Source organism: Streptomyces vastus (assembly GCF_039532825.1).
In the GTDB taxonomy this organism is placed as follows: Bacteria; Actinomycetota; Actinomycetes; order Streptomycetales; family Streptomycetaceae; genus Streptomyces; species Streptomyces vastus.
In genome coordinates this window covers 75,050-99,308 of record NZ_BAAASJ010000099.1, presented here as the reverse complement: position 1 = coordinate 99,308, position 24,259 = coordinate 75,050, and the positions used below count along the sequence as shown (strand labels likewise).

Sequence of the window (24,259 nt, the reverse complement as noted above, 5' to 3'; positions counted from 1 at the left end):
GGTGTGGGAACGGGGCCGTCGCCGCCGGGTGCGGTTCGTCGCGCCCCCACTCGCGCGTCCCGCGGCGCCCCGGCAGCGACAGCACCGGCCGTGCCCTGTCGATTTCAGTGGCCGACCGGTTTTCTCGCACCCCACATCCGTGCTGGTAGACAAAAAGGTTGGCGGCTCGGCCCCCGCGACACCGGCGGGTTGGCGCGCGGGCGGTCTTTTCGCCGTCGCGGGGGCTGTGTTGGGCTGGGCCGGGCAGCTGTAGGTCGACGGGGAGGCTGAGCCGGGTGGGGCGTCGTGAGAAGCCGATCGATCCTGGGGCGGGGCCGGTGCAGCGGTTCGCCTTCGAGTTGCGCGAGCTGCGCCGGGAGGCAGGCAGCCCGACCTACCGGGTGATGGCCGAGGGAGCGGGCTACTCGATCGCCGCGCTGGCACGGGCCGCCGCAGGCGAGACACTGCCATCCCTGCCGCTGACGCTCGCCTATGCGAAGGCCTGCGGTGCAGACGTGCCGGAGTGGGAGGAGCGCTGGCACCGAGCCGCCAAGGAGCAGGCCGCCCTGCCGCGGGAGGACGACGGTGAGCCGGCACCGTACCGGGGCCTGGCCCGGTTCGAACCGGGCGACGAGGCGTACTTCTTCGGCCGCGGTCAACTCACCGACGACCTGCTCACGTTGGCTCGCCGCCACCGTGTCACGGCGGTCGTCGGAGCCTCCGGCAGCGGTAAGTCCTCCCTCTTGCGCGCCGGCCTCATCTCCCGTCTGCGCCACATCGACGACCCCGCCCTGCGGCCGGCGGCCCTGCGCATCATCACCCCGGGCGACCACCCGCTGCGGACCCACAGCCGGCGCCTGACCCCGAAGCCCGCCGCGGAAACGGACGCCGACACCTGGCTGATCGTCGACCAGTTCGAAGAGCTCTACACGCTCTGCCGTGACCCGGACGAGCGGGCCGCCTTCATCGACCGGCTCCTGACCGCTCAGGACCCCGGCAAGCGCCTGCGCGTGATGATCGCGGTACGCGCGGACTTCTACGGCCGCTGCCTGGAGCACCGAGGACTGACCGCGATCCTGCGGGACGCGAGTCTGCCGGTCGGAGCGATGAACTCCGACGAGCTCAAAGAGGCCGTCGTCAAGCCCGCCACGGCCCGCGGTCTGATCGTCGAGCGGGAGCTGACCGCCCGCATCCTGGACGAGGTCGACGGTGAACCCGGCGGTCTGCCCCTGATGTCGCACGCCCTGCTGGAGACCTGGCACCGCCGCCGGGGCAAGGCGCTGACCCTGACCGCCTACGACGGCGCCGGCGGCGTACACGGAGCCATCGCCCACACCGCCGAAGCCGCCTACCGCCAACTCGACCCCGGCCAGGCCACCCTCGCCCGCCGCATCCTGCTCCGGCTCATCACCCCGGGCGAAGGTGCCCAGGACACGCGCCGCCCCATCGACCGCGCCGAACTCGACCTGGGCGACCCCATCGCCACCACCGCCGTACTGGAACGCCTCACCCGCGCCCGCCTGCTCACGCTGGACGGCGACACCCTCGACCTCGCCCATGAGGCCCTGATCACCGCATGGCCCAGGTTCCGGGAGTGGATCGACGAGGACCGCGAACGGCTACGGGCGCACCGCAGGCTCACCGATGCCGCCCACGCCTGGAGCGACCTCGGCCACGACCCGGGGGCGCTGTACCGGGGTACCCGACTGGCCGCCGCGGAGGAAGCCTTCGCCGGCGCCGGCGGTGATCTCACCGCGCTGGAACGGGACTTCCTCACCGCCAGCACCACCGCCCGTGACCACGAACGGCACGCTGCCGCACGCACCACCCGGCGCCTGCGCCAGTTCACCGGCGCGCTGTCCGTCCTCCTCGTCCTCGCCCTCACCGCGGGCGTGACCGCCTGGGACCAGTACGGCACCAGCGAGCAGCAGCGCCACAAGGCGGTGACCGCACAGCGGGTGGCCCTGTCCCGGCAGTACGCCGCCCAGTCGGGCGAGGTGCGCGACCAGCAGCCCGAGGCGGCGGCGCTGACCGCGCTGAAGGGCTACCGGGTGGCACACACCGTCGAGGCCAGGGGCAGCCTGCTCAGCGCGCACGCCGCGTACTGGGCCAACCAGCTCACCGGCCACACCGCGGAGGTGAACGCGGTGGCCTACTCGCCGGACGGCCGCACCGTCGCCACCGGAAGCGAGGACCGGACGGTCAAGCTGTGGAACGCTGCCACCCACCAGCTGACCGGCACGCTCATCGGGCACGCCGCGGAGGTGTACGCGCTCGCCTTCAGCCCCGACGGCCGCACGCTGGCCACGGCCGGCGACGACTTCACCGTACGGCTGTGGGACCTGCGCACCCGCCGGACCACCGCCACTCTCACCGGGATCGAGTCCCGGGTGGTGTCCGTGGCGTTCTCCCCGGACGGCCGTACCGTGGCAAGCAGCGGGGGCAGCGTGGTCCGGCTGTGGGACGTGAGGTCCCGGCGCACGACCGCCACCCTCATCGGGCACACCGGCTACGTGGTGGCGGTGGCGTTCTCACCCGACGGCCGCACCCTGGCCAGTGCCGGCGGGGACCACACCACCCGGCTGTGGGACGTGGCGACACGGCGGACCACCGCCGTTCTCACCGGCCACACCGAGCTCGTCTCATCCCTCGCGTTCAGCCCTGACGGCCGCACCCTCGCCAGCGGGTCGGACGACCGCACCGTACGACTGTGGGCCGTCGCCGCCCGCCGCACGACCGCCACCCTCGCCACCGACGCCATCACACTGGCGTTCGCTTCCGACGGCCGCACGCTGGCCACCGGCAGCGCCGATGGCTATGTGCGCCTGTGGGACACCGACACCCGTCGAAGCACGGCTTCCCTCAGCGCGAGCATCGTAGGAGCGAGCTCACTTGCCTTCTCCCCGGACGGCCGCACGCTGGTCGCCCCCGCTGACGGCAACACCTCAGCGGTGCGGCTGTGGGACGTGACCACCCACCGTCCGGCGGCCACGCTCGGCGGAGGCAGGGCCGCGGTGGGCTCGGTGGCGTTCTCTCCGGACGGCCGCACCATCGCCACAGTCGACGACGAGCTGCGGCTGTGGTCCGCGAAGAGCCTACGGCCACTGCGCACCGTCGCCACGTCCCTCGGACCCGCCTTCGGCCTTGAGTTCTCCCCCGACGCCCGCCTGATCGCCACCGTGAGCCGGAAGGACGGCACACGGCTGTGGGACGCCACCACGGGTCGCGCGGTGGCCACACTCAAAGGCCACAGCAACACCGTCACCCAAGCGGCCTTCTCGCCGGACGGGAAGACGCTCGCCACCGCGGCCGACGACCGCACGGTGCGGCTGTGGGACACGGCCACCCACCGCACCAAGGCCGTACTGCCCGGGCCCACAGGAGGGTTGTCCACTATCGACTACTCGCCCGACGGGCGGACGCTGGCCACCACCTACAACGGCAACGACTACGGAATCCGCAGCACGGTACGGCTGTGGGACGTGACCACCCAGCGTCCCGTGGCTACCTTCTCCGGACGTGCTCCCATCATTTCCACGGCCGCGTTCTCACCGGACGGCAGGACACTCGCCACCGCCGGAGCAGACTTCGCCGTCCGCCTGTGGGATGTGGACTCCCGGCGGCCGGCCGGCACCTTGACAGGCCACTCCAACAACATCTCCTCGGTGGCCTTCAGCCCCGACGGGCGTACCTTGGCCAGCGGGAGTTACGACCACACCGTCCGTCTGTGGGACATGTCGACGCGACGGACCACAGCCGTCCTCAGCGGCCACAAGAACTGGATATGGTCCGTGGCATTCAGCCCCGACGGAGGCCGCCTCGCCACCATGAGCACCGACGGTTCGGCCCGGCTGTGGAACACGCACACGGACCGGACCGCCCGGGACATCTGCAACCTGGCCCGTGTCCATCACTGGAAACAGTTGCTCCACGCACTACCGCAGGATTCGCCCTGCGGCTGAGCTCGTTGCTACGGAACCGGTCTCTTGCACCGGGTTCAGCAGGGCGACCTTTGAGGCCATCTCCCACCTGGGGCCTCTGGTCTGCCACGGAGAGCTGGATCTCTCCGGTGCTCAGTTCAGCGGCCCGGTGACCATTGAGGCCGCAACGGCCAGCTTCCGATGCACGAGGACGCGCTGGGACTCCACAGCCACGCTGCGTCTGCGCTACGCAACTGTGGATCTCAGTGACGCCGTCATCGAGTACCCGCTGAGCGTTGCCGCCCGCCCGTCCGCCTTCACGTCCGACCGGAGGCAGGTCGATGAAATAGGTCTGGTCGGCGCCGACCCAAGCGTGCGGGTAGCCTCGCTGAGCGGTGTGGATGCGGCACATCTGGTGCTAACCGATGTCGACCTCTCCGACTGCCGTTTCACCGGCACCTTCCACCTCGACCAACTCCGCCTCGAAGGCCGCTGCACCTTCGCTCCCGCCCCCGTCGGCCTGCACCGGCGCGGCGTCCTCCCGATCCGCTGGACACCGCGCCGCACTCTCGCCGAAGAGCACCACTGGCGCGCTGCCACCGGCGCGACCGGCCGGACACCCGCACCCTCCGACAGCCACCCCGCAGAGCTGCCTGCTCTCGCCCCGGTCTATCGCCAGCTGCGTAAGTCATTGGAGGACGCCAAGAACGAACCAGACGCAGCGGACTTCTATTACGGCGAGATGGAGATGCGGCGCAACGACGGTGGCCGACCGCGCGCCGAACGCGCACTGCTCACGCTGTACTGGGCCGTGTCCGGCTATGGCCTACGCGCTTCCCGCGCCCTGGGCTGGCTACTGGGAGCCATGGCCGCCGCCGTCTTGGTCATGATGCTGTGGAGCGTCCCCGAGCACGACCCGAAGCCCGCGACAGCCGGGCACCTGACCGGGCGGGACATCTCACTGACCACCGACAAGCCCACCCCGGTGAACCCTTCCGGGCCGCTGCACACCCGACTCACATCCGAACGATGGGAGAAATCCCTGCGGATCGTCGTGAACTCCGTCGTCTTCCGCTCCTTCGGACAGGACCTCACCACCACCGGCACATATACCGAGATGGCTTCCCGCCTGACCGAACCCGTACTGCTCGGCCTTGCCGCCCTCGCCATCCGCGGACGCATCAAGCGATAGCCCACCCGGTACACGGCAGACGCACCGCACACTCGGTCAAGTGAGACGACGAGGCTTCGTTCGACTCCCCTGGGCTCCACCCCTGAAGACCCCTCCGACCTGCGGAAACGCGGTCAGAGGGGCCTCTCTGCGATTGAAACCGGTGGATACGAGCCGGCACGAACCGGCGGCGTCAGCCGCGCTTGTCGCGCTCCGCCGCCTCCGCCTCGGCCTGCTTCGCCTGAACCTCAGGGTCGAGCGCGTCCTGGCCACTGCCGTCGACCGAAGTCAGCTGACCGTTGTCCGGCACCTCCGTGGCGGCCGGCGGCTCCACCAGCCAATCGGGGTTGGCCTGCTTGTCCCACCACTTCCAGGCGGCGAAGGCACCGCCCGCCAGGACGCCAAGAGCAGCCAGACCCTTCGCGAGGCGCCCGACCCTGGCCTGCCGCTGATGCTTACGGGCCAGCTTCTCGATCTCCTTCGGCGAAACCTGGCCACGCAGCGCCGCCAGAGCCGCCGCGCTACGGGCCGCGGCCTCCTCACGGACAGGCCCTGCCGCCACCCTGGCCTGCTCGATCCTCGGCCGTGAGTAGTCGGCGGCCTGCCGAGCGGCGATACGGGCGCGCAGCGCAGCCTCGTGGGCGGCGTAGTCGACCTTCGGCGGCACATGAGTGCGCGCCTGCTCCAGACGCGGCGCGAGATGGGCGTCGTACTGCGTACGAGCCTGATCGGCGGCCTGGTGAGCGGCGGCCGACACCTTCGGCGCGAGCCGTACGCGTGCTTCATGCGCGTAGTGCGTGGCCCGGTCCTTGGCCGTGTCGGCGTAGGGCGCCACCGCTTCCGCGGCGTGCAGCACGCTGCCCTTCGCCGAGCCGGTCGCGGCGCGCACGCTGTCGATGCGGGTCACGGGATCCTCCTCCTCGGTGGCGTACGTGGGGAATTGGGGAGATCCCCCAGAAAGACACAGTTCACCTTTCCACCCTTATAGGGATCATGCCTGTCGGAGCACTCCCGGGCATTCACGAGCGAGCATCCGGGTCATGCGCGTACCGACTGCATGCACACTCAGGGCAATAAATGATCAATACGGTGCAACAAGGGCTTGCCGACGACAATGCCATGGATTCTCCTGCCATGCGCCCCTTTGGTACGAAGCAGCTCAGAACGGCGACGACGCACGACGGGCAGCGCCGACCATGCGAGGATCGAGAAGTCACAAAGGACAACGGAAGGCAGATCGTGGCCGAGCAGCTCTACGCCACCCTGAAGACCAACCAAGGCGATATCGAAGTGCGGCTCCTGCCGAACCACGCGCCCAAGACGGTCCGGAACTTCGTCGAGCTCGCCAAGGGCGAGCGTGAGTGGACCAACCCCGAGACCGGGGAGAAGACCACGGACAAGCTGTACGACGGCACGGTCTTCCACCGGGTGATCAGCGGATTCATGATCCAGGGCGGCGATCCCCTGGGCAACGGCACAGGCGGCCCCGGCTACCAGTTCGAGGACGAGTTCCACCCCGACCTCGCCTTCGACAAGCCGTACCTACTGGCCATGGCGAACGCAGGCCCGGGCACCAACGGCTCGCAGTTCTTCATCACCGTCTCCCCAACGGCCTGGCTGACCCGCAAACACACCATCTTCGGCGAGGTCACCGACGCGGCCAGCCAGAAGGTCGTCGACGCCATCGCCACGACGCAGACCAATCCGCGCACCGACCGCCCCGTCAACGACGTGGTCGTCGAGTCGGTCGTCGTCGAGACCCGCTGAGACCCGACCCTCCGCTCAGAACCGGCTTCCGCCGCCGAGGCCGGCCGCCGAGGCCAGGCCTACCCGCCCGTATCCGCGGAAGTCAGGACGCGAGTCACAGCCGAAACCAAGGCCAGGGAACCAATGTGCCCCGCCCGTCCGTAGAAGGAAGGGCGGGGCGGTGCATTGGGGTACGCGTCCCTGGGACACCGCCGTGTGCCCGTCGTACCGAGAATGAGGGGACCCCATGGACCAGGTGCCAGGCAGCCCGCAGGGACCGCAGGACGCCCAGAGCCTGCCCACCTGCTACCGGCACCCCGACCGGGAGACCGGCATTCGCTGCACCCGCTGTGAGCGCTCCATCTGCCCCGAGTGCATGGTCAGCGCCTCTGTCGGCTTCCAATGCCCCGAGTGCGTACGAGGCGGCTCCGGCACAGGCCACTCGCCAGCCGCCAGCCAGCCGCGCACCCTCGCAGGCGGCACGGTCACCGAAGATCCCCGGCTCATCACCAAGATCCTCGTCGGCCTCAACCTCGCCTTCTTCCTGGTCCAGCTCTCCGTCGGCAGCAGCTTCGAAGAGCGCTTCGAACTCCTCGGGCTCGCATACGTGCCAGGCCTCGGCAGCGTCGAAGGCGTCGCCGAAGGACAGTGGTACCGCCTCGCCACCGCCATGTTCCTGCACGGCAGCGTCATCCACATCGCCTTCAACATGCTCAGCCTCTGGTGGATCGGCGGCCCCCTCGAAGCAGCCCTCGGCCGCGCCCGCTACATCGCCCTCTACGCAACCTCCGGCCTCGCAGGCAGCGCCCTCACCTACCTGCTCGCCGAACCCAACCAGCCCTCGCTCGGCGCCTCCGGCGCCATCTTCGGCCTCTTCGGCGCAACCGCCATACTCATGCGGCGGCTCAACTACGACATGCGCCCCGTCATCGCCCTCCTGGTGATCAACCTGATCTTCACCTTCGGGTGGAGCAACATCGCCTGGGAAGCCCACATCGGCGGCCTCGTCGGCGGCGTGGTGATCGGCTACGCGATGGTCCACGCACCTCGCGGACGGCGGGCTCTGATCCAGTATGGCGTCTGCGCACTGGTGCTGGTCGCGGTTGTGGTCATGACACTCATCAGGACCGGTCAGCTCACCTGAGGAGCCGGCGTTGTCCACAGACTGTGCCGGATCTTGTGCATGCTGTGTGGGAACAGGTGTGCCCCCTGTCGCTGACCTGGGTTTCCCCAGGCAGGACAAGGGGCGAACAGACTTCCGGATCCCGGTAGGTCAGTCACACCGGCGTCAACGCCCGATGGGTTATCCACAGATCTTCGGATGTTTTCCACCGCTGCTGTGGATTGCTGTGGACGACTGTGGATAACTCTCGTGGACAGTGGGAGCCGGGACGTGCCGTACAGCTTCCCGGCACCTTGGGGCCGCGTTACTTCCACTGCGTCGAAACGGCGAATCCCGCGGCGATGAACCCGAAGCCGACCACGATGTTCCAGTTGCCGAAGGCGTCGATCGGCAGCGAGCCGTCGGTCACATAGAAGACGACGATCCAGGCGAGGCCGATGAGGAACATGGCCAGCATGACCGGGGCGACCCAGCCGCGGCTGGTCAGCTTGATATTGGTTGCCTGCTTCGCCGCGGGGGGCGTGTAGTCGGCCTTCTTGCGGATACGTGACTTCGGCACGAGGGTCTCTCCTGTCGATGCGCTGCGTGGCCGCGCAGGGAACGTTGGCTGGCTCCGGGGCAGCGTACAAGGGGACTCTTAGCGCTCCCCCGGGCGTCCGTTAGCGTAGTGCTTCCGCGGCGTCGAAGGAGATAAGGGTACGTTGAGCAATTCTGCCGACTCGCCCCAGGCGGGTTCCAGCCCTGCGCGTATGCGGCGATTTCGTCCGGTGCGTGTGCTGACGGCGGCTGTGTTCGCTCTGGCCGGGTTGATCTTCTTCACCAGTTTCAATACGGCCAAGGGCACCAATATCCGGACGGATGCCTCGTTGCTGAAGCTGTCCGATCTCATTCAGGAGCGCAGTCACAAGAACGGTCGGCTCGACGAGAGCAACGCGACGTTGCGGGAGGATGTCGAGGCGCTGGCCGAGCGTGATGACGGCAGTACGAAGGCAGAGGACGACAGGCTCGCGGCTCTGGAGGGGAACGCGGGTACGCAGAAGCTCAGGGGCAAGGCGCTCACGGTCACGCTGAACGATGCGCCGCCGAATGCCACGGCCAAGCTCCCGGGTTATCCCGAGCCGCAGCCGGACTACCTGGTCATTCACCAGCAGGATCTGCAGGCTGTGGTCAACGCCATGTGGCAGGGCGGTGCCAAGGGGATCAAGGTCATGGATCAGCGGTTGATCTCCACCAGTGCCGTGCGCTGTGTGGGCAACACCCTGATCCTTCAGGGCCGGGTCTACTCGCCGCCGTACAGGATTACGGCGGTTGGTGACCCGGAGAAGCTGCAGAGGGCCCTCACCGCGTCTCCGGCGATCCAGAACTACATGGTGTACGTCAATGTCTATGGGCTCGGCTGGAAAGTGGAGGAGGAAGGGGCAGTGACTCTTCCCGGCTACTCGGGCACAGTGGATCTCCACTACGCGAAGCCTGTGGAGTAAACGCGCCGGGAGCCGCCGATGCGAGTGATCGTCAGGACGTTAAGCGAACTGTGTATCACTGTGGGCGGCGTGATCGTGCTCTTTGTCGTTTACGTGCTGTTCTGGACGGGTGTGAAGGCCGACAGTGCGATGGACGACCAGGTCGACAGTCTTCAGGACCAGTGGTCGAAGGGGACGGTCGCGGCCGAGGCTCCCTTGGTCGAGAATCCCGAGCCGCCGGCGGCGTACGAGGATGGCAAGCCGTTCGCGGTCATGTATGTCCCGAGGCTTGGTTTCACGTGGAACAAGCCCGTGCTCGAAGGTACGAAAACCAGCACGTTGAAGAAGGGGCTTGGTCACTACGCGAGTACGGCGCAGCTCGGTCAGGAGGGTAATTTCGCTGTCGCGGGCCATCGCCGCACGTATGGGGACCCGTTCAAGGACTTCCCCAAGCTGCGCCCCGGTGACGCGGTGGTGCTGACCGATGGCACGACCTGGTTCACGTACCGGATCGACAACAGGCCGTACAAGACGCTGCCCAGTGATGTCGCGGTCATTGACCCTGTGCCTGGGAAGTCCGGGTATACGCGGCCGGGCCGTTATTTGACGCTGACGACCTGCGAGCCGGAGTGGGGGCGCAGTCACCGGCTGATCGTGTGGGCGCACCTTGATGCCACACAGCCCGTGGAGGCTGGGAAACCTGAGGCGCTGCGCCGTTAGTCTGGTGTGGTACGGCGACGGAAGGGACGGCATGTACGGCTGGATCTGGCGGCATCTGCCGGGAAACGCTTTGGTGCGGGCGCTGATTTCGCTCGTGCTTGTGCTCGCGGTGGTCTATGTGCTGTTCCAGTACGTCTTCCCGTGGGCCGAACCGCTGCTGCCCTTCAACGATGTGACGGTGGACAACCAGTGAGCGCGCGGATTCTCGTCGTCGACAATTACGACAGCTTCGTCTTCAACCTGGTCCAGTACCTGTATCAGCTGGGTGCGGAGTGTGAGGTGCTGCGCAACGACGAGGTGTCGACGGTGCATGCTCAGGACGGCTTCGCTGGTGTGCTGCTGTCGCCGGGGCCCGGCACTCCCGAGGAGGCGGGTGTCTGCGTCGACATGGTGCGGCACTGTGCTGCGACCGGTGTCCCCGTCTTCGGGGTCTGCTTGGGTATGCAGTCGATGCAGGTGGCGTACGGCGGTGTCGTTGACCGTGCGCCTGAGCTGCTGCACGGCAAGACCTCGCTCGTCGAGCACGAGGGGCGGGGTGTTTTCGCGGGGCTGCCGTCGCCCTTCACGGCGACGCGTTACCACTCGTTGGCAGCCGAGCCGGGGACCGTTCCGGCCGAACTGCAGGTCACGGCTCGTACCCATGACGGGATCATCATGGGGCTGCGGCATCGTGAACTGCCTGTCGAGGGTGTGCAGTTCCATCCCGAGTCCGTGCTGACCGAGCACGGTCACCGCATGCTGGCCAACTGGCTGGCCGAGTGCGGTGACCGGGGGGCCGTGGCCAGGTCGACGGGGCTTGCCCCGGTGGTGGGCAGGGCCAAGGCGTGACCGCCCTGCGCCCCGAGCGCGACAGTGCCGCCCCGTACGGTGAGGACACCGTCTACGGGGCCGCTGCCGCGTATGGAGGCGCTGCGGGGCCGGAGCAGGAGTGGTACGACCCCGAGGGGTATGCGCGGGACTGGTACGGGGAGCAGAGGGCCTCGTCGTACGCGGAGCGGCAGTCTTCGGCCTCGTACGACGAGCCGTCGCACGGGGAGCCGTACGGAGAGCCGTGGCAGGAGGAGGCGTACTCCCAGCGGTATGAGCCTGCTCCGACGCCCGATCCGATGCCCCCGATCGATGAAGAGACCGTCGCGCTGCGCGTACCGGACAGTGAGTCCGTGCGGGCGGCCAGGGCTGCCACGCCTGCCCGCTCCTACGCCCCTGCCCCCGCCGCCGGTGGCCGTGCGGCCCGGCGTAAGGCCGCCAAGCGGCATGGGCGGCATGGCGGGGCCGGCGGGCCGGTGCAGGAGCAGTCGGCGGAGGAGCCGGGCGCGACGCCGCTCTCGCGGGTGGAGGCGCGGCGGGCGGCGCGGGCGCGGAAGCCGGGGGCGGCGGTGATGGCCAGCCGGGCGATCGGTGAGGTGTTCATCACCACCGGTGTGCTGATGCTGCTGTTCGTGACGTATCAGCTGTGGTGGACGAATATCCGGGCGGAGGCGCAGGCGGGCAGTGCGGCGAGCAGTCTGCAGAACGACTGGGCGGCAGGTAAGCGGAAGCCGGGGGCGTTCGAGCCGGGGCAGGGCTTCGCTCTCCTGCACATTCCGAAGCTGGACGTGGTCGTGCCGATCGCCGAGGGCATCGACAAGAAGCGGGTGCTGGACCGCGGCATGGTCGGTCACTACGCGGAGGACGGTCTGAAGACGGCGATGCCGGAGGAGAAGGCGGGCAACTTCGGGCTTGCCGGGCATCGCAACACGCATGGCGAGCCCTTCCGGTACATCAACCGGCTTCAGCCGGGCGATCCGATTGTCGTGGAGACGCAGGACCAGTACTTCGTCTACAAGATGGCGTCGATCCTGCCGGTGACGGCGCCGAGCAACACGGCTGTCCTGGACGCGGTCCCCAAGGGGTCGGGTTTCACCACGGCGGGCCGCTACATCACTCTGACGACCTGCACTCCTGAGTTCACCAGCAAGTACCGGATGATCGTCTGGGGCAAGATGGTCGAGGAACGGCCGCGCAGCAAGGGGAAGCCGGATGCGCTCGTCAGTTAAGGACAGATGAAGAGTGGCAGCGACGACCGACCACGAAGAGCAGACCGCCGCGTCGGCGCACTCGCCCGCGCGGCGCCGCCGCCGCGGCCCCGGCCGGATCGCGATGGCCGTCAGCGTCTTCGGTGAACTCCTCATCACGACCGGCCTGATTCTCGGCCTGTTCGTGGCCTACTCGCTGTGGTGGACGAACGTCGTCGCGGACCGCAAGGCCGACAAGCAGGGTGACAAGGTGCGCGACCACTGGGCCGAGGACCGCGGTCCGATCGGCCTGGACACCAAGGACGGCATCGGTTTCCTGCATGTCCCCGCGATGAAGAACGGCGAAGTGCTGGTCAAGAAGGGCACCGCCGCCAAGTCCCTCAACGACGGCACCGCCGGCTACTACACCGACCCGATCAAGTCCGCGCTCCCCCAGGACAAGAAGGGCAACTTCTCGCTGGCGGCGCATCGCGACGGGCACGGCGCGAAGTTCCACAACATCGACAAGCTGAAGAAGGGCGACCCGATCGTCTTCGAGACCAAGGACGAGTGGTACGTCTACAAGGTCTACGAGATCCTCCCCGAGACCTCCAAGTACAACGTCGATGTCCTCGCCCCCGTCCCCAAGGAGTCGGGCAAGAAGAAGGCGGGCCGCTACATCACGCTGACGACCTGCACTCCGGTCTTCACGTCCACGTACCGGTACGTGGTGTGGGGAGAGCTCGACCGGGTGGAGAAGGTGAATGATGAGCGGACGCCGCCGGCGGAGCTGCGTCAGTGAGACTCTGAAGGGCGAGAGTGACGTGATGTCACTCTCGACATGAGCTGGGCCCGAAGCCGCAACTACCCTTTGCGACTTCGGGCCCTTTACGTGGGGCGCCAGCGGATCAGCTCAACGCGGACAGTTCTGTCCCCCTGCTCCATGCCGCGAGCAAGCTTCGGTCCACCGGTGTGATGCCGCCATCAGCCGCGACGTTCATCGCATCGCGAGTGAAGGTGCATGTGGCTACGTAGAGCGCCACGTCCGCGTTGTACAGGACCTTGGCCGCCCCGATGAACTTCTGGACGTGAGAGCTGGTCACGGTTACGTAGGGCGTGAATCTCTTGCACTGGACGGCGATGTGTCGTCCGTCGGGGGTACGTCCCGTGATGTCTACGCCCCGGTCTCCATGGCCGCCTCGTACGACGACAGCGGTGCAGCCGTCACGGCGCAGCAGCTGAGCGACGTGCTCCTCGAACTCACGCCCACTCATAGCGTCCATGGAGGCCATGGCGCGGGCGAGGGGCCAGTGTCGGGGGCCTTCCAGCCGCTGCAGTCGGCCGTGGTGTTGTTGGAGCCTGCGCTCGATGCGCTGGACGCCGGCGCGCAGGGCGATCAGTTCCCGGCGGTGCTCGCTCGACGGCTCAATCAGGGCGTTGAACATCGGGACGACGGTCTTGCCGAGGACGTGGCTGATGCGTTGATCGATGCGGTCGTCGAGGGAGGGGGAGGCGGCATCCCTGTGGACAGGGTTATCCACAGGCTGGGTGCGCGCGAGGTACTCCATGTCGAGGAGTACGTACGCACCTGACGTGCGACTTCGCTGTCCCGGAGGAGCATGGCGACGTTGAGGACGGCGCGGCGAGACCAGATGGCCAGGCTGGAGCGGGGTTGTGGATAACCTCCGGGATAGGAACTCAAGTTGAGTTCCTTAAAATCCCGCAGTTCAGAGCCGCGCAGAACCCGCAGGCCGTTGGACTCAAAAGCCGCTGTTGGTGCCGGCACTCGCCGTTCCCGCCGAAAGGACGGTCAGGGCACAGGCGGCCCCGAGGACGGCCATGAGTCGCTTCTTGATGATCCCCCATTTGTCAGGTTGCGCTCAACGCGACCTGACAAATGTTACTCGCCAGTACGATCTTGGCTCGCAGCCCCGGGGTGGTGCCCGTCACTACTCCTCGGACCGGGCGGAGACGCCGTCGACGCCGCCGAAGAAGCCGCCGCCCCCGTTGTCACCGCCGCCGTTGTTGTTGCCGCCGTTGTCCTGGCCGCCGGCGGTGGTCAGGTTGACTGGGGTGTCCTCGGCGACTTGTTGGCCGGCGTCCGGGTCCTGATCGAAGACCAACGAGTTGCCGTCTTGAGAGTTGACGTTGCCGACATTCAGGCCCTCGTCCTTAAGGATCTTCCTGGCGTTGTCGAGGGTCTGGCCGACCACGTTGGGCACCGTGACCACGTCCTCCTCTGCGGCCTTGCCGATCTGGATGTTCACCGTGGAGTTCGGAGCGACCTGGGAGTTGGCGGCGGGGTCGGTGGAGATGACCTTGCCGACCAGGTTGTCGTCCTCGGTCTCCACCTCGGCGCAGGTGCCTACGAGGTTGTTGGCCACCATCTGTGCCTTGGCCTCGTCACAAGTCCTGCCCGTGACGTCCGGAACGGTTTCCTGCTCCGGCTCCTTGGCGACGGTCAGGGTGATGGTCGAACCCTTCTCCTGTTCCGTGCCGCCGTCCGGATCCTGGGAAATGACGACGCCCGGAGTCCGGTCCGACTCCTCGGTCTCCCTCTGGACATCGAAGCCCTTGTCCTTGAGGTCGGCCTCAGCCTTCTCGAACTGCTGACCCTCGACGTCCGGCACCGCGACCTTGGGTGCCCCCGTCGACACCGTCAGCGTGATCGTGTCGCCTTTGTTTACCTTTTTCTTGGGGGCCGGATCCTGGTCACAGACACTGCCCTTAGGGGTGTCCTCGCAAGGCTCTTCCTTCGTCGTCACGTTCAGGTCGACGTTCTTCGCCATGTCTCTGGCGTCGGCCAAGGTCCGGTTGACGAAGTTGGGTGCCGGGAACGACTCGTCGCCCGTGCCGCCCGTCGAGCTGAACACCCACCTCCCGATCAGGATCGCGCCCACCAGGACCAGGACACCCGCGACGACCAGCAGGATCGTAGAGGCGTTGCTCTTCTTCTGGCGGCGGCGGTCGCCTCCGTCGTAGCCGTAGCCGCCGTCGTCCGGGTTCATGGGGGGGAGCATGGACGTCTGCTGGCCGCCTGGGGTGGCGCGCAGGGCCGTGGTGGGCTTGTCGTCGGGGTAGCCGCCGTAGCCGACGGAGCCGAGGGCCGAGGTGGCCGCGACGGGCTGGCCGTCGAGGCAGGCCTCGATGTCGACGCGCATCTCGTCGGCGGACTGGTAGCGGTAGTCCGGGTCCTTGACCAGGGCCTTGAGGACGATGGCGTCCATCTCGGGCGTGATCTCGGGGTCGAAGTTGCTGGGCGGCTGCGGCTCTTCGCGTACGTGCTGGTACGCGACGGAGACCGGGGAGTCTCCGACGAAGGGCGGCCGGACCGTCAGCAGCTCGTAGAGCAGACAGCCGGTGGAGTACAGGTCGGACCGGGCGTCGACCTGCTCGCCCTTGGCCTGCTCCGGTGAGAGGTACTGGGCGGTGCCGATGACCGCGGCGGTCTGCGTCATCGTCATGCCGGAGTCGCCCATGGCGCGGGCGATGCCGAAGTCCATGACCTTGACCTGGCCGTTGCGCGTCAGCATGACGTTCGCCGGCTTGATGTCGCGGTGGACGATGCCGTTGCGGTGTGAGTACTCGAGGGCCTGGAGGATGCCGATGGTCATCTCCATGGCGCGCTCGGGCAGCAGTTTGCGCCCGGAGTGCAGCAGCTCGCGCAGCGTGGACCCGTCGACGTACTCCATCACGATGTACGGGATGGAGATGCCCTCGATGTAGTCCTCACCCGTGTCGTACACGGCGACGATCGCGGGATGGTTGAGCGAGGCGGCCGACTGGGCCTCCCGGCGGAACCGGGCCTGGAAGGACGGGTCGCGCGCGAGGTCCGCGCGCAGCGTCTTCACCGCCACGGTGCGGCCGAGCCGTGTGTCATGGGCGAGATGTACCTCAGCCATGCCACCACGGCCGAGCACCTGGCCCAGCTCGTACCGGCCGCCGAGGCGACGCGGCTCTTCCATAGCTACCTACCAGCCCTCTCCGTCGGTTCCGACCGCACCCAGTTGTGTGGTCCGGCGGTGTGCTGTCCGGGCATACCGTACCCGGCTCGCCTTTACTGACCTGGCCACAACCGTCACCCGATACAGGACCGGTATCGCAACGTGCACCGATGTGAAGGGGACGTGAGCGGGGTCACTTGCTTTCGAGTACGGCCTTCATCACGTCCTTCGCGATCGGTGCGGCGAGACCGCCGCCGGAGATGTCGTCACGTTCGGCCTGGCTGTCCTCGACGACGACGGCGACGGCGACCGGCGAGCTGCCGTCCTCGCCCTTCGCGTACGAGATGAACCAGGCGTACGGAGCCAGCTCGTTGTCGACGCCGTGTTGGGCTGTACCGGTCTTGCCGCCGACCTTGACGTTCGGGATCTGCGCGCGGGTGCCGGTGCCGTCCTCGACGACCGTCTCCATCATCGACTGGAGTTTCTGGGCGTTGTCCGGGGAGAGCGGCTCGCTCATCTTCTTCGGTTCGTGCTGCTCGACGACGTCCACGTTCTGGCCCATCAGCCGGTCGACCATGTACGGCCTCATGAGGGTGCCGTCGTTGGCGATGGCCGAGGCCACCATGGCCATCTGGAGCGGGGTCGCGGCGGTGTCGAACTGGCCGATGGAGCTGAGCGCGGTCTGCGGCTTGTCCATGGCGGTCGGGAAGACGGAGGCGCTGGAGCGGACCGGTACGAACTGCTCCTTGTTGAAGCCGAACTTCTCGGCGGTCTCCAGCATCTTGTCCTTGCCGAGGTCGGAGCCGACCTTGCCGAAGACGGTGTTGCAGGAGTACCTGAGGGCATCGCGGAGCGTGGCGTCCTTACACGGGATGTTGCCCTCGTTCGGCAGCTCGGTGGTGGTGTCCGGCATGGTCCACGGGTCCGGGGAGTCCGTCTTCGCGTCGGGGTCCGTGACGAGGCCGTGCTCCAGGGCTGCGGCTGCGGTGACGGCCTTGAAGGTGGAGCCCGGCGGGTAGGTCTCGCGCAGCGCCCGGTTGAGCATGGGGTCGTCGGGGTTCTGCTTCTTCTGGAGCTTGGTCCAGGCTTTGGTGTCGGTGTCGGTGGAGTTCCCGGCGAACGTCGACGGGTCGTACGAGGGCGTGGAGGCGAGCGCCAGGATCGCGCCGGTGGACGGGTCGATGGCGGCGACGGCGCCCTTCTTGTCGCCGAGGCCCTCGAAGGCCGCCTTCTGCGCGGCGCCGTTGAGGGTGGTGACGACGTTGCCGCCCTTCTGCTTCTTGCCGGTGATCATGTCGAGGGTGCGGCGGAAGAACAGCCGGTCGTCGTTGCCGGTGAGGATGCCGTCCTCGATGGACTCCAGTTGCGTCGCGCCGAAGGCCTGCGAGGCGTAGCCCGTGACGGGGGCCCACATCTCGCCGTCCTTGTAGGTGCGCTTCCACTGGTAGTCGCTGCTCGAGGTCTCGGTGGAGCCGGTGATCGGCTTGCCGTCGACGATGATGTCGCCGCGCGGCTGGGCGTAGCGCTCGATGGAGACACGGCGGTTGTTCTCGTGTTTCTGCAGCGAGTCCGCCTGGACGTACTGGATCCAGTTGTCGCGGATGAGCAGGGCCATCACGAGGAGCCCGCAGAAGATCGCGATGCGGCGCAGGGGCTTGTTCACGGGCGGACCACCTGGGTCATTTCGGCGTCGGGGTTGGAGGCGGGGGCCGGTGCCGGACGGCGTGCGGTGTCGCTGATGCGGAGCAGGATGCCGATGAGGGCCCAGTTGGCGATCACGGAGGAACCGCCGGAAGCGAGGAACGGCATCGTCATGCCGGTGAGCGGGATCAGGCCCATGACGCCGCCTGCGACGACGAAGATCTGCAGGGCGAAGGCGCCGGAGAGGCCGGTGGCGAACAGCTTGCCGAAGGGGTCGCGGGCGGCCAGCGCGGTGCGGATGCCCCGCTCGATGATCAAGGCGTACAGCAGCAGGAACGCCATGACTCCGGCCAGGCCCAACTCCTCGCCGACGGTGGCGAAGATGAAGTCCGAGTTGGCGGCGAAGCCGATGAGGTCGGAGTTGCCCTGGCCGAGGCCGGTGCCGAGCACGCCGCCGGAGCCGAAGGCCATGATCGACTGGCCGATCTGTTCGCAGGCCCCGGAGTCCTTGTAGCAGCCGAAGGGGTCGAGCCAGGCGTTGACACGGACCTGGACCTGGCTGGCGAAGGTGGAGACGATGACCGCCCCGCCGGCGGACATCAGCAGGCCGATGACGATCCAGCTGGTCCGCTCGGTGGCGACGTACAGCATGATCACGAACATGCCGAAGAACAGCAGGGACGAGCCGAGGTCGTTCTCGAAGATGAGGATGAGCAGGCTGAGGGCCCAGAGGGTGAGGATCGGGCCGAGGTCGCGGCCGCGCGGCAGATACAGGCCGAGGAAGCGGCGGCTGGCGAGGGCGAGCGCGTCCCGTTTCACCATGAGGTAGCCGGAGAAGAAGACGGCGATGACGATCTTCGCGAACTCGCCCGGCTGGATGGAGAACCCGGCGACGTTGATCCAGATCTTGGCGCCGAAGACGTTGGCGCCGAGGCCGGGAACGAGGGGCAGGAGCAGCAGCACGATGGCGGCGACCATGGAGATGTACGTGTAGCGCTGCAGGACGCGGTGGTCCTTGAGCAGCATGAGAACCGCCACGAACAACGCGATGCCGATGGCCGAGTACAGCAGCTGTTTGGGGGCCGAAGGACTGAAGGAGCCGTAGGCGTTCTCGGCGAGTTGCTGTAGCCGCGGTGACTGGTCGAGGCGCCAGATGAGCACCAGCCCGAGGCCGTTGAGCAGCGTAGCCACCGGCAGCATCAGCGGGTCCGCATAGGGCGCGAACTTCCGTACGACGAGGTGGCCGACGGCGGCGAGCAGGCCGAGGCCCAGGCCGTAGCCGAGCAGGCCCGAGGGGACCTGGTCGTTGACGGCCAGGCCCACGTTGGCGTAGGCGAACACCGGGATGACGACGGCGAACACCAGCAGCGCCAGCTCGGTGTTGCGCCGGCTGGGCGCGCCGATGGCACCGATCGTGGACGTATGGTGCGTCGAGGGGTTCGTAGTACTGCTCATCGTGTAACGGGGCCTCTCACAGCGTGCGTTGCTTACTGCTTACCGCACAGCGAGACCAGCTTCTGCTCTTCCTCCGAGAGGCTGGGACCGGGTGTGGGAGTGGGTGCGGTGGGGGACGGGTCGGCGGACGGTGACTGCGACGGGTTCTGGGTCGGCGTCGGTGTCGCCTTCGACGCCACGGAGGTCCTTGTGGTTCCCGTGGTGCCGCCTGCTTCGCCTTCACCCGTCTGAGAGTTATTACGGCTCTCGGCCTGCCTGCGTTCGGCGTCTTTCTTGCAAGCCGACGCCTGCGTCGCCAAGTCCTCGATTTTCGACCTGGCTTCGGTGAGGCCGCCCTCGGCGATCGTGGCCTCGACCTGCTTCTGCTGATACGGCGGCAGGTACTTGAGCTCGATCTCGGGGTGGTCCTTCTCCACCTTCGACAGCGAAACCCAGGCCAGGTCCTGGCTGATACCGCGGTACAGCGCGACGTGCTCGCCCTTGGTGCCGACGTAGTACTGCGTCTGTGTCCAGCGGTAACCGCCGTACAGGCCGCCGCCGATGACGGCGAGCGCGAGCACGCTGTAGAGGGATCTCTTCAGCCACTTGCGTCCGCGGCGGGGTTTGACGAAGTCGTCGTCGGTGTAGTCGCCGAAGCCGTCCGTGGGTACGTACCCCGTCGTGTCGCCGCTGCCGGGCGGGCCGAACTCGCCGCCGCCCTCTGAGGGCGCGGGGCGGCCGAGGCTGGAGGCGCGGCCTGCGGGCGTCTGCATTGTGCCGTCGTCGTGCAACAACTGCTGCTGCTGGTTCTCGGCGACCGCGCCCACGACGACCGGGGTGTCGGACATCTGCCCCGCGAGGGTGTCCCCGCCGTCGATGTCGAGTACGTCGGCCACGATCACCGTGATGTTGTCGGGGCCGCCGCCGCGCAGCGCGAGCTCGATCAGCTGCTGCACGGTCTCCTGCGGGCCTTGGTAGCTGGCGAGGGTGTCTTCCATCGTCTGATGGCTGACCACCCCCGACAGGCCGTCGGAGCAGATCAAGTACCGGTCGCCGGCGCGGACTTCACGGATCGACAGATCCGGCTCGACATGGTCGCCGCTGCCCAGCGCACGCATCAGCAGCGAGCGCTGCGGGTGCGTGGTGGCCTCGTCCTCGGTGATGCGTCCCTCGTCGACGAGCCGCTGCACCCATGTGTGGTCCTGGGTGATCTGTGTCAGCACGCCGTCCCGCAGCAGGTACGCGCGGGAGTCGCCGACATGCACGAGGCCGAGCCGCTGCCCGGTCCACAGCAGTGCCGTGAGGGTTGTGCCCATGCCCTCGAGCTGGGGGTCCTCCTCGACCATCAGCCGAAGCTGGTCGTTGGCGCGCTGTACGGCCGTGCCGAGGGAGGTCAGGATGTCGGAACCCGGCACGTCGTCGTCGAGCGCGACGATGGTGGAGATCACCTCGGAGCTGGCGACCTCACCGGCGGCCTGGCCGCCCATCCCGTCGGCGATCGCGAGCAGGCGCGGACCGGCGTAGCCGGAGTCCTCATTGCCCTCGCGGATCATGCCTTTGTGCGATCCGGCGGCGAAGCGCAGTGACAGACTCATGCGCACCTCGCCCGTCGGCTCCGGGTACATCCGCACGGTGCCCACCCTCCGGTCGGGAGCGCGCCGGGGTCCACCCTGTGGACCGCCGCTGCGTGCTCGCTCCGCTCGCTCATTGTCGTACTACTTCCGCAGCTCGATGACGGTCTTGCCGATGCGGATCGGCGCGCCCAGCGGAACGGGCGTGGGGGTCGTCAGCCGGGTCCGGTCGAGATACGTGCCGTTGGTGGACCCGAGGTCCTCCACGATCCACTGGCCGTCACGGTCCGGGTAGATCCTGGCATGCCTGCTGGAGGCGTAGTCGTCATCCAGGACGATCGTGGAGTCGTGCGCACGTCCCAGCGTGATGGTCTGCCCCTGCAGCGCGACCGTCGTACCCGTGAGGATGCCCTCGGAGACGACGAGCTTGGTGGGCGCGCCACGGCGTTGACGGCCGCCGCCGCTCGCCTGCTGGCGTTGCTGCGGGGGCGCGGCCTGCTGCCGGGCGGCCGCTTGCGGCCGTCCGCTCTCCCGGCGCGAGCCGCGCTGTGTGACACGCGTTCCGAACAGATCGCTGCGGATGACCTGCACGGCCACGATCACGAACAGCCACAGTACGGCCAGGAAACCCAGCCGCATGACCGTGAGGGTCAGCTCTGACATTGCCCCCGCTTCACCCTTCGGCTTGCCGGTAAATGATGGTGGTGCTGCCCACGACGATCCGCGAGCCGTCGCGGAGCGTAGCGCGGGTGGTGTGCTGCCCGTCCACCACGATGCCGTTGGTGGACCCGAGATCCTGGATCGTCGAGGGCGTTCCGGTCCGGATCTCACAGTGCCGGCGTGAGACGCCGGGGTCGTCGATCCGCACGTCGGCGTCGGTGCTGCGGCCCAGCACCAGCGTCGGGCGGGAGATCTGATGGCGGGTGCCGTTGATCTCGATCCAGTGCCGTACGCGCGCACCGGGGAGCGGGCCGGGCGCCGCGGCGCGGCCCTGGGCCATCGGCGACGCGGGGCCGGGACGGCCGCCGGGCGGTGGCGCGGACGGCATGGGAGGAGCGCCGGCCGACTGGGCGGCAGCGGGCGGCGGGTAGCCGTAGCCTCCGGGGCGGGCGGCCGGGCCTCCCGCGGGAGCGCGCTCCGGAGCCTGCTGGCTGGCGGAGGAGGCGAGCGTACGGCTGCGTACCCGGTACAGACCGGTGTCGAGGTCGTCCGCCTTCTCCAGATGGACCTTGATGGGGCCCATGAACGTGTAGCGCTGCTGCTTCGCGTAGTCGCGCACCATGCCGGCGAGCTCGTCGCCGAGCTGGCCGGAGTAGGGGCTGAGACGCTCGAAGTCCGGCGTACTCAGCTCCACGATGAAGTCGTTGGGGACGACGGTCCGCTCACGGTTCCAGATCGTCGCGTTGTTGTCGCACTCGCGCTGTAGCGCGCCCGCGATCTCGACGGGCTGGACCTCGGACTTGAACACCTTGGCGAAGGTGCCGTTGACCAGACCTTCGAGACGCTGCTCGAACTTCTTCAGGACTCCCATGGGGCACCTCCTCCTGCGTCGCTGTCCTGGTACTGCTTACTGATCGTATCCACGCGCCGGGAAATCGGCTGGTTCCCCCTGTCGGCACCGTCGACGGATGTCGACACCCACTGGAGTCCCCTCCCGAAGTTCCCTTCAGAGCTCCTCTTCGAACTCCCCCTGGGCACTCCCATGGGAAGGATCGTAGAGGCGGCTTCACCACAGTGTCCCGCACCCGGCTGTGGTCCCTGTCCGCCTCCTGGGGAGATGGCCGGGACCGGTACGAGGTTGATACGTGAACAGGTTCTGGCCGATACGAACGGGGTGGGTGTGGTGGGGCGCAAGGCACTGTGAGGGGCGGCTGCGCAGGTGATGCCGGGGTCTGCCGCCTCGTCCCTGCCTCGTTGCTGCCCCCGGAAAGGGATGTGAATCCACCCTTGGCAGCGTGCTAATCTTCTGCATGTCGCCAGGCGCTCCCACCCATCGGTGAGAGACGGACGACACACCCAATGCGCGGGTGGCGGAATAGGCAGACGCGCTGGATTCAGGTTCCAGTGCCCGCAAGGGCGTGGGGGTTCAACTCCCCCCTCGCGCACAGAACAGAGAGAACCGACGGAACGGGTCTCTGCCAGTGACGAAAGTCCTGGTGGGGCCCGTTTCTCGTTGTTGCGCTGAGCTGCGGCCCGGACAGTGACGCGGCAGGGCCCCAACGGTGAGGTATCTCACGGTCGGGGCCCTGCTTTTTGTGCTGCTGGTTGTTCTCCGGTTGGTGCTGGGGGCGCTGGCCCGGGTCAGGCGGCCGGCACGAGATGGCCGGTGGGTGTCCAGCTCCTGCGGTCTTGGTCTTCCGCCTGTGGTGGGTGCGGCGGCGGGGCCGCTCGCCACAGAGCGCCAGCGTCTCAAGCCATTGCTTGATCTTTCGGCGGTTGGCGTGGGCGAGTTGGAAGGCCAGGAGGATCGTTTGGGCCGCGATGCCGCGGATGCGGCGGGAGCCCGCGGACTCGATGCCTTCGGCCAGCGGGCAGTACCAGCGGCCCTCGATGAGGATCGCGCCATGCGTCTCGGCCTGCTCGCCGAGCAGGTCTGCCCGGTAGTCGTAGACGGGCTTGTAGCCCATGGCCCGGATCGGGAGCTGCCACTCTTCGGGCTCTGAGCTGTTGTAGGCGCGGTTGCCGGCAAGGTAGCCGGGTTTGTATCCACGCTCTCGGAGACGATTGACGATCTTCAAGCCGTTGTATGCCGGGCGGTGGCCCGGCTCGTCGAGGGAGACGCCGAGGGCGAGGGTTGTTGGGAACCGAGGCCGACAGCTTGGCGGGCTTCCCGGTCCGGCATTCGCCGCCCAGGACGATCTCGCTGAGCCGCAGGAGCCTGGTCCGGTAATTGCCGCGGGTGCTCTCCCTCACGCTGGGACACCCGACTGCGATGAACCGCTCGATCGCCTCCCGGGAGAGCCGCACCTCGGCCTTCCCTGGCAGACCATCACCGTTGCAGAAGACCGCCAACCGGGCCAGCGCGGAAAGCAGTTCACGCGCTTGGTAGGGCAGCAGGGGATCGGTGAGGCGGACAACACGGCGCACTTCGTCGCCGACGCGGCTCCAGCCCGCGGGGGAGCCGGACGGGCCGTAGGAATCAATCCGCTGACTCATCACATGCCGCCATACCAACACCACGGCTCATGCCCCAAGGAGATGCCCGCCGACTGCCGCCGCGCGCCGTACTGCGCCGGCGGTGCGTGGCCTGAGGCCGTCATGGAGGAGCACCACGGGGCGCGGGTCGCCCAGGCCGTGGCTGCCCGGCTCAAGGCTGCGCTCGACCAGCGGGGCTGGTCTGTCGCTCGGCTGTGGCGCGCGAGTGGCGTCGCCCGCTACACGATCGCGAAGGTGCTGACCGGTGAGGCGTGGCCCGACCTGCTGACCATTGCCAACCTGGAAAAGGCGCTGGACTGCGATCTCTGGCCCGGCCGGAATGTATGAAACGGGCCGCTGTACAGAGCCGCCGGTATGCGGACGTGGGGCACGGAATGGCTATTGGAAGCCGAACATGGGG

General features: G+C 67.9%; 21 protein-coding genes and 1 tRNA gene. 13 read left to right on the top strand and 9 right to left on the bottom strand.

The window, feature by feature from the left end:
- Window positions 1–275 precede the first annotated feature (275 nt).
- Both ABD357_RS32000 and ABD357_RS31995 read left to right on the top strand, forming a co-directional pair.
- Window positions 276–3,941, top strand: coding sequence for an nSTAND1 domain-containing NTPase (locus ABD357_RS32000; RefSeq protein ID WP_344394520.1), 3,666 nt, complete (start codon window positions 276–278; stop codon window positions 3,939–3,941).
- A 214-nt stretch (window positions 3,942–4,155) separates the two neighbouring features.
- A complete protein-coding gene (locus ABD357_RS31995) occupies window positions 4,156–5,091 on the top strand; it encodes a hypothetical protein (RefSeq protein WP_344394519.1) in 936 nt (311 codons plus the stop codon).
- Between the two features lie 172 nt (window positions 5,092–5,263).
- Here the strand turns inward: ABD357_RS31995 and ABD357_RS31990 are convergent, their stop codons facing one another.
- Window positions 5,264–5,977, bottom strand: coding sequence for a DUF5324 family protein (locus tag ABD357_RS31990; protein ID WP_344394518.1), 714 nt, complete (start codon window positions 5,975–5,977; stop codon window positions 5,264–5,266).
- A 332-nt stretch (window positions 5,978–6,309) separates the two neighbouring features.
- Here ABD357_RS31990 and ABD357_RS31985 point away from each other — a divergent pair, with 332 nt between their 5' ends.
- A complete protein-coding gene (locus tag ABD357_RS31985) occupies window positions 6,310–6,837 on the top strand; it encodes a peptidylprolyl isomerase (RefSeq protein WP_344394517.1) in 528 nt (175 codons plus the stop codon).
- A 226-nt stretch (window positions 6,838–7,063) separates the two neighbouring features.
- Window positions 7,064–7,960: a rhomboid family intramembrane serine protease gene (locus ABD357_RS31980; RefSeq protein ID WP_344394516.1), complete on the top strand. Its 897-nt coding sequence runs from the start codon at window positions 7,064–7,066 to the stop codon at window positions 7,958–7,960.
- 283 nt (window positions 7,961–8,243) lie between these two features.
- Here the strand turns inward: ABD357_RS31980 and crgA are convergent, their stop codons facing one another.
- Window positions 8,244–8,498, bottom strand: coding sequence for a cell division protein CrgA (crgA, locus tag ABD357_RS31975; RefSeq protein WP_344394515.1), 255 nt, complete (start codon window positions 8,496–8,498; stop codon window positions 8,244–8,246).
- 142 nt (window positions 8,499–8,640) lie between these two features.
- Here crgA and ABD357_RS31970 point away from each other — a divergent pair, with 142 nt between their 5' ends.
- From ABD357_RS31970 to ABD357_RS31945, 6 genes are read left to right on the top strand one after another with little or no spacing between them, the layout of a single operon-like run.
- On the top strand, window positions 8,641–9,420 hold the full coding sequence (locus ABD357_RS31970) for a DUF881 domain-containing protein (protein WP_344394514.1): 780 nt from the start codon (window positions 8,641–8,643) through the stop codon (window positions 9,418–9,420).
- An 18-nt stretch (window positions 9,421–9,438) separates the two neighbouring features.
- Window positions 9,439–10,119: a class E sortase gene (locus ABD357_RS31965; RefSeq protein ID WP_344394513.1), complete on the top strand. Its 681-nt coding sequence runs from the start codon at window positions 9,439–9,441 to the stop codon at window positions 10,117–10,119.
- Window positions 10,120–10,150: 31 nt separating this feature from the next.
- Window positions 10,151–10,312, top strand: coding sequence for a hypothetical protein (locus tag ABD357_RS31960; protein ID WP_206440922.1), 162 nt, complete (start codon window positions 10,151–10,153; stop codon window positions 10,310–10,312).
- Window positions 10,309–10,947, top strand: a complete 639-nt coding sequence (locus ABD357_RS31955) for an aminodeoxychorismate/anthranilate synthase component II (RefSeq protein WP_344394512.1) — start codon at window positions 10,309–10,311, stop codon at window positions 10,945–10,947. The genes ABD357_RS31960 and ABD357_RS31955 overlap by 4 nt, the downstream gene beginning before the upstream one ends.
- Entirely contained in the window at window positions 10,944–12,155 is a 1,212-nt protein-coding gene (locus ABD357_RS31950) for a class E sortase (RefSeq protein WP_344394511.1), read from the top strand. The genes ABD357_RS31955 and ABD357_RS31950 overlap by 4 nt, the downstream gene beginning before the upstream one ends.
- A 13-nt stretch (window positions 12,156–12,168) precedes the next feature.
- Entirely contained in the window at window positions 12,169–12,915 is a 747-nt protein-coding gene (locus ABD357_RS31945) for a class E sortase (RefSeq protein ID WP_344394510.1), read from the top strand.
- A 106-nt stretch (window positions 12,916–13,021) separates the two neighbouring features.
- Here the strand turns inward: ABD357_RS31945 and ABD357_RS31940 are convergent, their stop codons facing one another.
- The 7 genes from ABD357_RS31940 to ABD357_RS31910 all read right to left on the bottom strand — a co-directional run bounded on the left by ABD357_RS31940 (window position 13,022) and on the right by ABD357_RS31910 (window position 22,234).
- A complete protein-coding gene (locus ABD357_RS31940) occupies window positions 13,022–13,681 on the bottom strand; it encodes a restriction endonuclease (protein WP_344394509.1) in 660 nt (219 codons plus the stop codon).
- A 381-nt stretch (window positions 13,682–14,062) separates the two neighbouring features.
- On the bottom strand, window positions 14,063–16,078 hold the full coding sequence (gene pknB / locus ABD357_RS31935) for a Stk1 family PASTA domain-containing Ser/Thr kinase (protein WP_344394508.1): 2,016 nt from the start codon (window positions 16,076–16,078) through the stop codon (window positions 14,063–14,065).
- 172 nt (window positions 16,079–16,250) lie between these two features.
- Complete coding sequence (locus tag ABD357_RS31930) at window positions 16,251–17,720, bottom strand: peptidoglycan D,D-transpeptidase FtsI family protein (protein ID WP_344394506.1); 1,470 nt, start codon at window positions 17,718–17,720, stop codon at window positions 16,251–16,253.
- Entirely contained in the window at window positions 17,717–19,153 is a 1,437-nt protein-coding gene (locus ABD357_RS31925; protein ID WP_344394505.1) for an FtsW/RodA/SpoVE family cell cycle protein, read from the bottom strand. The genes ABD357_RS31930 and ABD357_RS31925 overlap by 4 nt, the downstream gene beginning before the upstream one ends.
- A 32-nt stretch (window positions 19,154–19,185) precedes the next feature.
- Window positions 19,186–20,757, bottom strand: coding sequence for a Stp1/IreP family PP2C-type Ser/Thr phosphatase (locus tag ABD357_RS31920; RefSeq protein WP_344394698.1), 1,572 nt, complete (start codon window positions 20,755–20,757; stop codon window positions 19,186–19,188).
- Between the two features lie 90 nt (window positions 20,758–20,847).
- Window positions 20,848–21,366 (bottom strand): FHA domain-containing protein FhaB/FipA, encoded by a 519-nt coding sequence (locus ABD357_RS31915; protein WP_344394504.1) that lies wholly within the window; start codon window positions 21,364–21,366, stop codon window positions 20,848–20,850.
- 10 nt (window positions 21,367–21,376) lie between these two features.
- Window positions 21,377–22,234, bottom strand: a complete 858-nt coding sequence (locus ABD357_RS31910) for an FHA domain-containing protein (RefSeq protein ID WP_344394503.1) — start codon at window positions 22,232–22,234, stop codon at window positions 21,377–21,379.
- A gap of 490 nt (window positions 22,235–22,724) precedes the next feature.
- On the opposite strand from ABD357_RS31910, the gene ABD357_RS31905 reads away from it, so the two are divergent.
- The 3 genes from ABD357_RS31905 (at window position 22,725) to ABD357_RS31895 (ending at window position 24,186) form a co-directional block, all read left to right on the top strand.
- Window positions 22,725–22,808: transfer RNA gene (locus ABD357_RS31905), tRNA-Leu, on the top strand.
- Window positions 22,809–22,925: 117 nt separating this feature from the next.
- Window positions 22,926–23,366, top strand: coding sequence for a hypothetical protein (locus ABD357_RS31900; protein ID WP_344394502.1), 441 nt, complete (start codon window positions 22,926–22,928; stop codon window positions 23,364–23,366).
- Window positions 23,367–23,862: 496 nt separating this feature from the next.
- The gene (locus ABD357_RS31895) at window positions 23,863–24,186 is read left to right on the top strand and encodes a helix-turn-helix domain-containing protein (RefSeq protein ID WP_344394501.1); all 324 of its coding nucleotides are present in this window, start codon (window positions 23,863–23,865) and stop codon (window positions 24,184–24,186) included.
- Window positions 24,187–24,259 lie beyond the last annotated feature (73 nt).

Bases quoted from the DNA above. Each gene is read 5' to 3' on its own strand.
- ABD357_RS31980 (WP_344394516.1), top strand. From the start codon at position 7,064: ATGGACCAGGTGCCAGGCAGCCCGCAGGGACCGCAGGACGCCCAGAGC.
- ABD357_RS31965 (WP_344394513.1), top strand. From the start codon at position 9,439: ATGCGAGTGATCGTCAGGACGTTAAGCGAACTGTGTATCACTGTGGGC.
- ABD357_RS31960 (WP_206440922.1), top strand. From the start codon at position 10,151: ATGTACGGCTGGATCTGGCGGCATCTGCCGGGAAACGCTTTGGTGCGG.
- ABD357_RS31940 (WP_344394509.1), bottom strand. From the start codon at position 13,681: ATGGAGTACCTCGCGCGCACCCAGCCTGTGGATAACCCTGTCCACAGG.
- pknB (WP_344394508.1), bottom strand. From the start codon at position 16,078: ATGGAAGAGCCGCGTCGCCTCGGCGGCCGGTACGAGCTGGGCCAGGTG.
- ABD357_RS31925 (WP_344394505.1), bottom strand. From the start codon at position 19,153: ATGAGCAGTACTACGAACCCCTCGACGCACCATACGTCCACGATCGGT.
- ABD357_RS31920 (WP_344394698.1), bottom strand. From the start codon at position 20,757: ATGTACCCGGAGCCGACGGGCGAGGTGCGCATGAGTCTGTCACTGCGC.
- ABD357_RS31915 (WP_344394504.1), bottom strand. From the start codon at position 21,366: ATGTCAGAGCTGACCCTCACGGTCATGCGGCTGGGTTTCCTGGCCGTA.
- ABD357_RS31910 (WP_344394503.1), bottom strand. From the start codon at position 22,234: ATGGGAGTCCTGAAGAAGTTCGAGCAGCGTCTCGAAGGTCTGGTCAAC.
- ABD357_RS31895 (WP_344394501.1), top strand. From the start codon at position 23,863: ATGCCGCCATACCAACACCACGGCTCATGCCCCAAGGAGATGCCCGCC.